Raw genomic sequence first — 12,501 nt, 5'->3', positions numbered from 1 at the left:
TTATTTAAAATTTAATTTTATCGCCAATATTGATCTGATTATTATTGCAAAATCCAGCAATAACTTCAATAGTAAATTGGACTGGTTTTTTTGATGGAATTGATATTTCGCTAAGTGGCACAGTATTATTGTGAATATCAGTTATTTCTTTAAGTTTGTTAACATAAATAATGTCTAATGGAATCAAAGTATTTTTCATCCAGAAAGATAATTGTTTTTCATTATCAAAAAGAAATAGCATTCCGGAATTTTCTGGCATTGATTTTCGCCACATTAGACCTTTTGCTCTTTCTTGATCATTTTCGGCAATTTCAATGTCAATTGTAGTAATTAAGCTATTGTCTTTTTTGAGAAATTGAAGCTCGCCATTTTTGGTAAAAGTTGGAGCGACTTTATTTGTTAATGTTTGATTCTTGTTTTTTTGAAAAAAATAAGCAGATATTGTAATTACTGAGATAAAAAACAGAATCAAAGCGAGAATGATTATTTTTGTATTTCTATTAAGGATTTTTTTGTGATTATTTGTATAAAAATTCCAATGCATGAAGTACTAGTAGTGCTGGCCAAACTAATGCTTGTAGAAATCCTAAGACGCCCATCCAGAATCCTTGTGCATGGCCAATGTAATAAACTGCAGCGCCGATGAAGCCGAGGCAATAGATTGCGCTAGATGATCCGGTGTAAACTTTTTCTTTCATGTTTTTGTTTTTAATTATTTATAATTTTTAATTAATGTATCAAAATTATTATATAAATTTTCAATTATATTAATTATTTTTTTATCAGTACTAAGTTGCGTTGCTATTTTATCGAATTCATCTATATCTTGATTAGAAAAAAATATTTTTGATGAAAAATTTTGTATTGATTTTTTATTAGGATAATGAGAAAACAATTGTTGAAGCATTGTGTGCCATTTTTTTATATCCTCTTTTTTTAATCCTAAATTTATTTCATCTATTAAAATATCATTAAAATAATCAATATATTCTTGCCAATTTTGGACATGATTATATAATATTCTGTCTTCAGCTAATTTTAGGCCAAGAAGAGAAAATCTTGATTGAGGAAATAATTTATAGGTATTATTTTTTACGATAAAATCTTCTCTAACTTGATCTACAATTGAATGAAATTTTAATCCTGCTAAAAAACTATTTTCTTTTTTTAAATCATTCATTTTGATATTTTCGAAATGTGTTTTTTCTCTTTCGATGACTTTTAGATACCTGATATCTGGAAGGCAAGTGCCAACAAAAAATTCTTTTTTATTTCTGTCTTTAAAAAAGTTATCAAATATTTTTGCGGTTAAGATAATATGGGTGATTGGGGAGGCCATAAATATAAATTAATTTGTATGAAAATCAATTTTGTTTATATCAATTTTGTTGTAATCAACTGTTATTTCTTCTCCAATATGAATATCCTTAATCGCAATATTATCTTTATCCGGCGTGCCTAGGTTTTCAGTATTTGGATTATCTGAATGATTCGTGAATCTTGCATTATCGATATTGAGAAAAACATAATCCTTACCAATATCAACAGAATAAGTATTGAAAAATTCTTGAGCTAATTTTGGAATATCTTTTTTGGATATTTTTATATCAATAATGGGGTTATAAACCCAAGTTGATTGACCTTTTTTAATTTCTTGATCTGCAATTAATCCAATTCCTTTTCCTTCGATTTCTTTAAGCTTTGTTTTTACTACAAGCATGTTTTTATAAACTTAAATTAATTTAAAATTATTTTTGTACTGTTATTTTATTGTGTATTGAGAAAAAATATTTATTAATCTTTTGTTTTAATTAATACTCCATTTTTTCTTTAATATTTTGTTTTGGGCGAAGGCAGTGGGAATTAAGAGGGGATGCCTGAGCCTAAAACATCTCTGCGTGTTTTATTTCGGTGATCTTAACTTTTTTACTCCATTATTTGTTAAAAGCGATTTCATCTGAATTATTGCAGTGATATTTAATTTTAAGATTCGATCTTTCTGAGAAAGTCCTTCACGAATCAACAATGCGTTTATACTTTCAAGATTGGACAAAACTACTAACTGTTCAATTGTGGCGTAATCTCTAATATTTCCTTTTAACTTTGGATTTTGATCTCGCCATATTTTTGCAGTTATTCCAAACAATGCCATATTGAGCAAATCCGCTTCGTTGGCATATTTTGAATTAATTTGATTTTTGGTCAATTCAGGTGGGATTAGATTTTCTTTAATAGCATCAGTATGTATTTTGTAATTAACCTTTGCTAATGTTCTTTGGAGATTCCATTCAAGATGAAGATTTTTTGATTCATCTTCTTTGAGACGTTGAAATTCTTTAATAATATATAATTTGAATTCAATGGAAATCCATGAAGCAAATTCAAATGCAATATCTTTATGCGCAAATGTTCCACCATATCTTCCTGATTTTGAAATAATTCCAATAGCACCTGTTGATTCAATCCATTTCTTGGGAGTCATTGTAAAACTATTTAATCCCGCTTGTTTTTTAAACCCGTCGAATTCGACGGGTTTAAAACTTGGGTTATACATAATCTCCCAAAAACCTAATAGTTCCAATGTATTTCTATTCCTGAGCCAATTTTTTATAATATCATCTGTATTGACAGGATCTTTATGTCTTGCGATATCAGTTAAAGAGATATAATCATTTTTGTTATTTTTAAAGGTAACGATTTCGTAACCTTTAACATTTAGTTTTGTGTTTTTTGACATTATAATGATTTTATTAATCTTTTGTTTTAATTAATACTCCATTTTTTCTTTGATATTTGCGATTTTTATTCTTTTTAACTTTTTTTAAAATTTCTTTTTCTAGATCAATTTTTAAAATTTCTGAAATTCCAAGAAGATAGATTGCAACATCTGCTAATTCTTCGCCTAAATCTGGCAATTTTTTGCGGTAGGCATTATAGGCTTCTGCAAGCTCGCCATAGGTTAAGGCAAATTCAAAATTGATATCAGTGGTGTTGAATTTTTTGGCGACTTTATTTTGGTAAATTTCTTTTTGGAGTTTTTTGAGGTTGAGCATAAATTTTGAGCTTATTTTAGATAATAAAAGGTTGCAATTGTATATTTCTGGAAGTTGATATTGAAATTTTATCGTTAATTATATCTTTAGCTTGATTTTTTAAGAATTTTTTTTCAATGCATTCGATTATTTTTTTGCGTAAATTTTCAGTAATTAATTTTGAGTTCGGATTTGTATTTCTATAGGTAACTAATCCATCAATTATAATTTCTTCCTTTTTAATTGAATATGGTATCAAAAAAATTTCTGAAACAAAATGACTTATGTTTTTTCTATTAATAAAGTTTTTAATTTCTTCATCTAAACTTTTCAATAAGTTAGGAGTCCAATTTTCTAGTCCAACAATCAATAATCCTGAATCTGTTCTGATTTGTTTCATTTCTGCTTTTTTTTGAATATTTTTAGCATAGGTTTTATGAAGTCCAGAGAAAGAAAAAGAATACTGAAAATTTTTTTCTTGACCTAATATTTGGTATCTTTTGATTGTATTTTTAATTTTCTCGTTTGGAAGGAATGTTAATGGAATTGAAATATATTCCGTTCTATTTGTGAAATAGATTTTGATTTCTAAATTGTCAGATTCATATATTGTTTCTTTTTTTTCTTTAATAAATTTTTTTATTTTATCCATTATTATTCCGCATGTTTTCTTTCTTTCTTGTTCCTTAAAGATTTTAAAAAAAATATCTATTTGAAAATAATTACAATTTTCAATAAGTTTCAATTCGTTTTTGATTGTCTCGGTAAATTTTTTTAATTCAGATTGAACGGTTTTTAAATTGTATATTTCTATATCAAAATCATATTCATTAAGATACATATCAGCCCTATTATGCTCATATATAAATTTGAATTTTTTTCCAATGATATCAATTAATTTTTTTTCAAAATTATCATTCATAAAAATTGATGATTAGTTTCTTACGAGTAATATAACATTTTTCCTTGTATAAAGTAATACTTTTCTTATTGTTTTTGTCTTATAATAAAGCTATAATTAGATGTTAATTGATTCGAACCCCTGCCGTGGGCAGGGTAGAAAAAATTATGTTTGGTAAACCATCTGAAGAAATAAAAGAAAAATTGGATATTATTGATGTGATTTCAGAATATATCCAATTACAACCTGCTGGCATGAATAATTTTAAAGCAAGGTGTCCTTTTCATAACGAAAAAACGCCTTCTCTTTTTGTGTCTAAAGATAAACAAATTTTCAAATGCTTCGGCTGTTCCGTCGGAGGTGATATATTCACTTTTGTGATGAAAATGGAAGGATTGGAATTTGTTGATGCATTAAGAATTCTTGCGAACAAAGCTGGAGTTGAATTAAAAAGAGAACAGCCAGAATTTTATTCTAAGCGAGCAAAAGTTTTAGAAATTTTAAAATTATCAGCTGAATATTATCATCAAGCATTATTAAAAAGTAAAAGCGGACAAATTGCGCGAGATTATATTATTTCTAGAAAATTAAAACCAGAAACAGTTCAGCAATTTAAATTAGGATTTTCGCCTGATGATTGGGAAATGCTATCTAGATTTTTGCGTTCTCGTGGGTTTAAAGATGATGAGATTTTGGCTTCGGGTTTAGTGGTACCTAGACGAAGTAATCAGGAAACAGAAAACAGAAAACAGAACCTTGGTTATTATGATAGATTTAGGTTTCGTTTAATGTTTCCGATTTGGGATGGGCAGAATAATGTAGTTGGATTTACTGCAAGGCAATTACGTGAAGAAAAAAATATGGGCAAATATATTAATACTCCGCAATCATTGGCTTATGATAAAAGCAGAGTATTGTATGGATTGAATTTTGCAAAATCGGAAATTAGGCGAGAAGACCAAGTCATTATTGTAGAAGGAAATATGGATGTGATTGCCTCGCATCAAGCAAATGTTACAAATGTAGTGGCATCTTCTGGAACTGCGCTAACATCAATGCAAATTGATTTAATAAAAAGATATACAAATAATGTTGTTTTTTCTTTTGATATGGATTTAGCTGGAAATATGGCAACGCAAAGAGGAATCGATTTAGCATTGGAATCTGGATTAAATATTAAAGTAACAATGCCAGAAAAAGATGGGAAAGTGAAAGATCCTGATGACATTATAAAAACTGAAGGTGTAAAGGTTTGGAAAGATGTGATTAATTCTGCAAAATCAATTATGGATTATTATTTTGAAAGTAATTTGAGCAAGTTAGATTTGGCAAAAGTAGAAGATAAAAAAGCAATGGCAAAATTTTTATTGCCTAAAATTAAAAAGATTTCTGACAAAGTTGAGCAGGCATTTTATTTGCAAAAACTAGCTGGATTGATTTCTGTTGGTGAAGATGTTTTGCGTGATGAAATGCGAATTTTGGTTGAGCGTTCTGAATATAAAAAACCATCCGCCTTCGCTCCAACTGCGGTTGGAGCTTCGGCGGACAATGAAAGTGAAACAGATTTATTGCAGGAACGGTTATTCGGTTTGATTATGAGTAATTTTCATAATTTTAAGAAGCTGGAAAATTTCGATTTAGGGCTATTTAATGAGCGGATAACTTCACTTTACAAAGAAATAAAAGCGTATTATAATAATACTAAATCATTTGAGTTCCATTCTTTTTGTTCTGAATTAGAAAAGGATTCGGCTGGTTTGACTTTATTTGCTAAAGAATTGGTTTTAGGGATCGAAAAAGAACAAAGCCAACGTGAGAGAGGCGAGATTTTTGTACCAAATGATGAGATTGATAAATGCTTGAAAAGATTGATTGAAATTGATTTAAAGAAAAAAATGGTTGAAATAGAGGCAGAAATGCGAAATGCAGAAGTTGCAAAAGATGTTAAAAAAGTCACAGAATTAAGTACACAATTCAATATTTTGTCACAGAAGTTAAAATATTAGGGATTAAATATTTAGTATTTAAAATATTAAATATTTAGTAACTTTTATTATATGGCAAAAAAGAAAAAAAATATTAAGAAAATTTCTAGAAAAATGAATAAAAAGATGGACAAGAAAAATGCTAGAAAAAATATTGCCAAGAAAAAAGAAAAAACTGGCAAGGAGTTTTATTGCCAAATGTGCAAGAAATATCATGTTAAAAATTCTAGTATTGGAAAATCTCATTTTAGAAAATCAAAATTAAGAAAGAAAGGTCGTCCGCAAAGGATGTTTATAGAAAGAAAAGAAATCAAAAAAGAAGATATTGATTATTTGATTCGCAAAGGACGAGAACAAGGTTTTGTTACTGAAAATGAAATTATTTATACTATTCCTTATTTAGAAGATCATATTGATGTTTTGGAAGATTTGATTGATGAATTTATCAGAAATGGCATTGCAGTAAAACAGCCTGAAGAAAGATTGATTATGGAAGAAAAGAAAGAAAAAGAAGGATCTAAAATTGATTTGAGTGCGTTATCTTCTGATTCGATTCAGATGTATTTGAGAGAAATTGGCAAGGTACCATTATTAAAAAATGCTGAAGAAGTTGATCTAGCAAAAAGAAAAGATGCTGGAGATCAAGAAGCTTTCAAAATGTTAGTTGAAGCTAATTTGAGATTGGTTGTTTCCATTGCTAAAAAATATACTGGACGTAATTTGACTTTGCTTGATTTGATTCAGGAAGGAAATATGGGTTTGTTTAAAGCTGTTGAAAAATTTGATTATCGCAAAGGCTATAAGTTTTCAACATATGCAACTTGGTGGATTAGGCAAGCTATTACTCGCGCATTAGCTGATCAATCAAGAACAATTAGAATTCCAGTACACATGGTTGAGACAATTAATAAATTTACTCAAGTAGAAAGAAGATTAGTCCAGGAATTAGGTAGAGAGCCATTGCCAGAAGAAATTGCCTCTGAAATGGGAATTGAGATTGACAAAGCAAGAAATATAATTAAAATAAATCAAGACACTGTTTCTTTAGATACTTCGGTTGGTGAAGATGATGATGAAAGCACGTTATCTGATTTTATTCAGGATGTAAAAAGTGTTTCTCCAGATCAATCTGCAGCTTTAAGATTATTGAAAGATCATATCAAAGAAGCAATTCAATATTTGACTCCAAGAGAACAGAAAATTTTGGAAATGCGTTTTGGTTTGGTTGATGGAGTTGGACATACATTGGAAGAAGTAGGACGAGAATTTGGAGTAACACGTGAACGTATTAGACAGATTGAAGCGAAAGCACTTGAGAAAATTCGCGCTCATGATCTAGTAAAAAAACTTAGAGAGTATTAGTTGTTTGGTGAGATCTTTTTTTGAAATAACAAAATAACTAAATAACATAATAACAAAATAGAATTATAAATTAGAAATTTTTAATTTAATTTAGTTATTTATCATTTTGTTATTTATAATTAGTATTATTCCCGGGTAGCGCAGTGGTAGCGCAGTTGGCTGTGAAAGTTCGCAGCTTCCAAAGGAAACTTTGGAATGATAACAAGGTGAATTGCTGGAAGCCTAAGTTTATAATAAATATGGTAATCAGCAGCCAAGATCAATATAAATTATTGATAAGGTTCAGAGACTATCCCGAAAGGGAGTACTATTCTTTTTTTAGAATAGGAAGCGCCTTGCTCCAGATTTTTATAAAGTTTTTATAAAAATTGGATGATGATATAGTCCACCCCTTTTAGAAATATAAGGATAAGTGTAACCAATTGGTCGTCGGTTCGAATCCGACCCCGGGAGTTTCTGAAAACAAGGTTAAATGCCTTGTTTTTTGTTGCAAAGCTTTATGGTATAATTATTATAATATGTTTTGTTAATATAAATTATGATTTATTTAATCGGCGGTCCTCCAAAATGTGGAAAAACTACATTATCAAAAAAAATATCAAAGTTATTTGGTATTCCTTGGGTTTCAACTGATACGCTTCAATGTGTAATTAAGCGATATATAGATAAAGATGATTTATCAAAAAGTTTTCCCACCTGTGATCAGCGTTGCAAAGATAATGATGAAAAATATTCTAAATATTCATCAATAGAAATTTTTGAGGCTTATCAACAGCAAGCAAAAACTGTTTATAAAGCTATTGAAATGTTTGCTGAATGTGAAATTGCTGATGGTAATGATTTTGTTATTGAAGGTTATCATATTGAGCCAGAGTTGGTTGTAAAATTAAATTTAAAATATCCAAAAAAAATTAAGAGTATTTTTCTCGTAAAATCTGATGAAGAAAAATTTATTGCTGATATTAAAAAAACCACAACTCCAAATGATTGGATAATTGCAAGGACAAAAAATGAAGAAACTTACAAAAAAATTGCAAAGATGATTTGTGAATACGGAAATTATTTTGAAAAAGAAACTAAAAAATATGGTTTAAAATTATTTAATGTGGATAATGATTTTGATAGTAGAATTAAAGAGGCAGTTGATTATTTAATGGCTAAGTAAATATTATGAATAAACCAATTACAACATTATTTATGTTAATGTCTGTTGATGGAAAAATTTCAACTGGTAATGTTGATGCTCTAGATGTTGATAAAGATTTTCCGAAGATAAAAGGGATCAAAGAAGGATTAAAACAGTATTATGATATTGAGAAAACAACGGATATTAATTCTTTGAATTCTGGCAGAGTTTTAGCAAAAATTGGAGCAAACAAAATTCAAAAGAATATAATTAAAACTCCAGTCAATTTTTTAATTATTGATAATGAGCCACATCTAGATAAAATTGGTGTAGATAATTTTATCAAAAAAAGTAAAAAATTGTTTATCATTACAACAAATAAAAATCATCCAGCTTTTTTAAGAAAAGATGCTGATAATCTCGAAATTATTTATTATGAAAATGAAATTGATTTTGTAGATTTATTTAGAAAAATAAAACAAGATTTTGGAATGAAACGTCTGACAATCCAGACTGGCGGAACTTTGAATTCTATTTTTTTAAGAAATAAATTGATTGATAAAATTTTAATTGTTGTAGCTCCGGCATTAATTGGCGGTAAAGAAACTGCATCTTTGATTGGTGGAAAATCATTATCTTCGATTGATGAACTAAAAGAGATTAAAGCTTTAAAGCTAGTTAATGTGAAAAAGTTGAAAGACTCATATGTTTATTTGAAGTATGATGTTATTAATGAAACAAAAATTGATTAATTCTGTAGTTTAAATAATATGAATATGGATAAAATAAATACAATAACTAAAATTGCTATTTTTAGGAAAAAAGAAATTCGGAGAATTATTTTTAATAATGAATGGTGGTTTTCGGTTAATGATATTATAGAGATTTTGACAGGTACCAAAAGACCTAGAAAGTATTGGAGTGATTTAAAGAGAAAGCTCTTGAAAGAAGGATATTTTCAGTTGTCCGAAAAAATCGGACGACTGAAAATAGTAGCGAATGATGGTAAAAAGTATTTGACTGACTGTGGAAATACAGAAACAATTTTTCGTATTGTTCAAACCGTTCCATCGCCAAAAGCAGAGCCTTTTAAACGATGGTTGGCAAGAGTTGGTTATGAGCGAATAAAAGAAATTGAGGATCCAGAATTGGCAATAAAAAGGACTAGAATGATTTATAGGGCTAAAGGATATCCAGAAAGCTGGATTGAAAAGAGGATGCGAGGAATTGAGGTACGAGAAACTTTAACAAATGAGTGGAAAAAGAGAAGAGTAAAAGAAGGTCAGGAATATGCGATTTTAACTGCGGAAATTTCTAAGGCAACTTTTGGGATGACACCAAGTGAATATCAGAAATTTAAGGGCTTGAATAGAGAAAACCTGCGAGACAATATGAATGATTTAGAATTAATTTTTACAATGCTTGGCGAAGCATCAACAACAGAAATTGCTAAAAATAAAAATGCTTTAGGTTTTGCTAAAAATAAACGAGCGGCTTATGAGGGTGGTAGTGTGGCTGGTAAAGCGAGAAAAGATTTGGAGAAAAAAAGTGGCAAAAAAGTTTCAACGAGTGAAAATTATTTATCAAAGCCTAATAAAAAAAGATTAAAATAAATAAAACAAAAATGCCAAATCAAGGTTTATCATCTTCCGAAGTTATAAAAATTCAAGAAAAAATTGGTAAAAATGTTTTGCCAGCAGAAAAAAAATTCAGCTGGTTTTCGATTTTGTTTAATCAATTTAAAAGTCCAATTATTTATGTTTTTTTTGTGGTAATTGGTGTTTCTGTATATTTCAAAGAATATGCAGAAGTTTATTTGATTGGAGCAGTGATTTTGTTGGATATTATTATGGGTTTTATTCAGGAATTTAAAGCGCAAAAAACTTTGGAAGAATTGAAAAAAATCTTAAAGCCAAGAGCTGTTGTTATTAGAGATTCTGAAAATAAAAATATTGATGTTGCAGAAATTGTGCCTGGTGACTTAGTAGTTTTAAATTCAGGCGATAAAATTCCATCTGATGGATATTTGATAGAAGGTATCAATTTGTTAATCAACGAGGCAATTTTAACTGGTGAGGAAGAGGCAGTAGAAAAAAATACAAACGAAAAAACGAGAAAATTATTTATGGGGACAACTGTGATCTATGGTCATGGAATTATGAAAGTAACAAGTATTGGAAGACAGACAGAAATTGGCAAGATTGGAAAAAGTTTGTCGGAAATTAAAGATACAAAGACGCCATTACAAATAAAACTAGAAAAGTTTACCAGAAGTTTAATTTTTATAATTATTATTGTTTGTGCAATTATTTTTGTTGTTGGTGTTTTGAATCATCAAGATATTGGGCAAATGTTGCAAATCTCAATTATTTTATCTGTGGCAGCAATTCCAGAAGGCTTGCCAGTTGTGATAACGGTAATTTTAGCAATTGGTATGAGAAGAGTTTTAAAGAAAAAAGGATTGGTAAAAAATTTATTATCAATTGAAACGCTTGGATCAACATCAGTAATTTGTACTGATAAAACTGGAACTTTGACAGAAGGAAATATGAAAGTTGCAAAAACTTGGTTTTTGGAAGAAGAAAAAGCAAATTTGGCAATGATTTTGGATAATAATCAAAGGAGCAATTTGGAAATTGCTTTATGGAATTATTTAAAAGATGAAAAGAAAATTAGTCCTCAAGAAATTTTTAATAAATATAAAAGAATATATGAAGAGCCTTTTGATAGTGAAAAAAAATATAGTATGTCAGTTAATGATATTGAAGGTAAAGAAATGGCTTTGCTAATGGGCGCGCCAGAAATTGTGCTATCATTTTGTAGTTTAACATCCGAAGAAACAAAAAATATTTTAGAAAAGATTGATGAATTTGCTGAATCAGGTTTAAGGATTTTGGGAATTGTTGGTAAAGAAAATGGTGATTTGAAAAAGACTAATGATTTTAAATGGCTTGGATTAATTGGCGTGTCTGATCCAATTCGACCAGAAGTAAAAGATGTAATTAAAAAAGCACAAGAAGCTGGAATTAAAGTAAAAATAGTAACTGGTGATTTTCGAAAAACTGCAGAAAGAGTAGCTTTGAATCTTGGTTTTGAAATTAATGATGATAATGTTTTGGAAGGCAAAGATTTGGAAAAAATGTCTGAAGAAGAATTAAAGAAAATAATTGAAAAGATTGTTTTATTTTCTAGAGTTACGCCCCATCAAAAATTAAAAATTGTACAAGCTTTGCAAGATAATGGCGAGGTTGTAGCAATGACAGGCGATGGAGTCAATGATGCGCCAGCTTTGAAAAAAGCAGATATTGGCGTAGCTGTTGGATCAGCAACTGAAGTGGCGAAAGAAGCAGCAGATTTGATTTTGTTAGATAATAATTTTAAGACTATTGTTGCTGCATGCGAAGAAGGCAGGTTGATTTTTGCAAACATGAAAAAAGTGATTGGCTATGCTTTGTCTAATTCTTTTGTGGAAATTGTTTTTATTTTTGGAGCAATGATGTTAGGATTGCCAGCGCCATTATTAATTGTTCAGATATTATGGGTGCATTTAATATGCGATGGTCCGCCAGATATTATTTTGAGTTTTGAGCCCAAAGAGCCTGGATTGATGCAAGAAGATCCGAAGAAATTAAAAGCTGAACAGATATTGAATAACTGGATGAAATTTTTGATGTTGACGATTAGTTTGGGTGTCGGCAGTTTAGTTTTATTTTTATTCTGGTATTATAACAAAACGACAGGTGATATTGATTTAGCAAGAACGATTGCATTTGCAACTGTGGCATCAGTTGATTTGATTTATATTTTTTCGTATAAGGATTTGCGACATTCAATTTTCAAAATGCATAATTTTTTCGCAAACAAGTGGTTATTCTGGGGAGTAGGGTATGGTTTTGTTTTGCTTTGTGCAGCGATTTATATTCCAGGTTTGAATAATGCCTTGCATGTTGAGCCGATGCATTTTTGGGAATGGGGATTGGTTTTGGGAATTGGTTTTTTGGCAATGGCGTGGGTGGAAATTGTGAAATGGGTGAGTAATCGACGTGGAACTAGTAACTAGTAATAAGTAATTAAAAATAAAAAATCACCCTTAAT

Annotated in this window: 12 protein-coding genes; 6 read left to right on the top strand and 6 right to left on the bottom strand. The window is 29.3% G+C overall.

Annotation, left to right across the window (positions count from 1 at the left end; genetic code table 11):
• Positions 1-4 precede the first annotated feature (4 nt).
• The 6 genes from WC663_03910 to WC663_03885 all read right to left on the bottom strand — a co-directional run bounded on the left by WC663_03910 (position 5) and on the right by WC663_03885 (position 3,954).
• Entirely contained in the window at positions 5-544 is a 540-nt protein-coding gene (locus tag WC663_03910) for a DUF192 domain-containing protein (GenBank protein MFA6296474.1), read from the bottom strand.
• 168 nt (positions 545-712) lie between these two features.
• Positions 713-1,339 carry a hypothetical protein gene (locus WC663_03905; GenBank protein MFA6296473.1) on the bottom strand — a complete coding sequence of 209 codons (627 nt, stop codon included), beginning with the start codon at positions 1,337-1,339 and terminating at the stop codon, positions 713-715.
• Between the two features lie 9 nt (positions 1,340-1,348).
• Entirely contained in the window at positions 1,349-1,720 is a 372-nt protein-coding gene (locus WC663_03900) for an SET domain-containing protein (GenBank protein ID MFA6296472.1), read from the bottom strand.
• A gap of 183 nt (positions 1,721-1,903) precedes the next feature.
• Complete coding sequence (locus WC663_03895; protein ID MFA6296471.1) at positions 1,904-2,737, bottom strand: KilA-N domain-containing protein; 834 nt, start codon at positions 2,735-2,737, stop codon at positions 1,904-1,906.
• Positions 2,738-2,750: 13 nt separating this feature from the next.
• Positions 2,751-3,053, bottom strand: coding sequence for a hypothetical protein (locus WC663_03890; GenBank protein ID MFA6296470.1), 303 nt, complete (start codon positions 3,051-3,053; stop codon positions 2,751-2,753).
• 16 nt (positions 3,054-3,069) lie between these two features.
• The gene (locus WC663_03885; protein MFA6296469.1) at positions 3,070-3,954 is read right to left on the bottom strand and encodes a hypothetical protein; all 885 of its coding nucleotides are present in this window, start codon (positions 3,952-3,954) and stop codon (positions 3,070-3,072) included.
• Positions 3,955-4,100: 146 nt separating this feature from the next.
• On the opposite strand from WC663_03885, the gene dnaG reads away from it, so the two are divergent.
• The 6 genes from dnaG (at position 4,101) to WC663_03855 (ending at position 12,466) form a co-directional block, all read left to right on the top strand.
• Positions 4,101-5,939, top strand: a complete 1,839-nt coding sequence (gene dnaG, locus WC663_03880; protein MFA6296468.1) for a DNA primase — start codon at positions 4,101-4,103, stop codon at positions 5,937-5,939.
• 273 nt (positions 5,940-6,212) lie between these two features.
• A complete protein-coding gene (gene rpoD, locus WC663_03875) occupies positions 6,213-7,280 on the top strand; it encodes an RNA polymerase sigma factor RpoD (protein ID MFA6296467.1) in 1,068 nt (355 codons plus the stop codon).
• Positions 7,281-7,818: 538 nt separating this feature from the next.
• A complete protein-coding gene (locus tag WC663_03870; protein ID MFA6296466.1) occupies positions 7,819-8,445 on the top strand; it encodes a hypothetical protein in 627 nt (208 codons plus the stop codon).
• A gap of 5 nt (positions 8,446-8,450) precedes the next feature.
• Positions 8,451-9,158, top strand: a complete 708-nt coding sequence (locus WC663_03865) for a dihydrofolate reductase family protein (GenBank protein MFA6296465.1) — start codon at positions 8,451-8,453, stop codon at positions 9,156-9,158.
• Between the two features lie 24 nt (positions 9,159-9,182).
• Positions 9,183-10,019, top strand: a complete 837-nt coding sequence (locus WC663_03860) for a Bro-N domain-containing protein (protein MFA6296464.1) — start codon at positions 9,183-9,185, stop codon at positions 10,017-10,019.
• A gap of 11 nt (positions 10,020-10,030) precedes the next feature.
• Entirely contained in the window at positions 10,031-12,466 is a 2,436-nt protein-coding gene (locus WC663_03855; protein ID MFA6296463.1) for an HAD-IC family P-type ATPase, read from the top strand.
• Positions 12,467-12,501 lie beyond the last annotated feature (35 nt).

This window comes from Patescibacteria group bacterium, from assembly GCA_041662665.1.
Classification (GTDB): domain Bacteria; phylum Patescibacteriota; class JABMPQ01; order JABMPQ01; family JAQVVF01; genus JAQVVF01.
The sequence above is the reverse complement of the archived record's forward strand: the minus strand, read 5'-3'. Positions and strand labels throughout refer to the sequence as shown.

Coding starts and splice junctions, on each gene's coding strand:
- WC663_03910 (MFA6296474.1), bottom strand. CDS start 544: ATGCATTGGAATTTTTATACAAATAATCACAAAAAAATCCTTAATAGA.
- WC663_03905 (MFA6296473.1), bottom strand. CDS start 1,339: ATGGCCTCCCCAATCACCCATATTATCTTAACCGCAAAAATATTTGAT.
- WC663_03900 (MFA6296472.1), bottom strand. CDS start 1,720: ATGCTTGTAGTAAAAACAAAGCTTAAAGAAATCGAAGGAAAAGGAATT.
- WC663_03895 (MFA6296471.1), bottom strand. CDS start 2,737: ATGTCAAAAAACACAAAACTAAATGTTAAAGGTTACGAAATCGTTACC.
- WC663_03890 (MFA6296470.1), bottom strand. CDS start 3,053: ATGCTCAACCTCAAAAAACTCCAAAAAGAAATTTACCAAAATAAAGTC.
- WC663_03885 (MFA6296469.1), bottom strand. CDS start 3,954: ATGAATGATAATTTTGAAAAAAAATTAATTGATATCATTGGAAAAAAA.
- dnaG (MFA6296468.1), top strand. CDS start 4,101: ATGTTTGGTAAACCATCTGAAGAAATAAAAGAAAAATTGGATATTATT.
- WC663_03870 (MFA6296466.1), top strand. CDS start 7,819: ATGATTTATTTAATCGGCGGTCCTCCAAAATGTGGAAAAACTACATTA.
- WC663_03865 (MFA6296465.1), top strand. CDS start 8,451: ATGAATAAACCAATTACAACATTATTTATGTTAATGTCTGTTGATGGA.
- WC663_03860 (MFA6296464.1), top strand. CDS start 9,183: ATGGATAAAATAAATACAATAACTAAAATTGCTATTTTTAGGAAAAAA.
- WC663_03855 (MFA6296463.1), top strand. CDS start 10,031: ATGCCAAATCAAGGTTTATCATCTTCCGAAGTTATAAAAATTCAAGAA.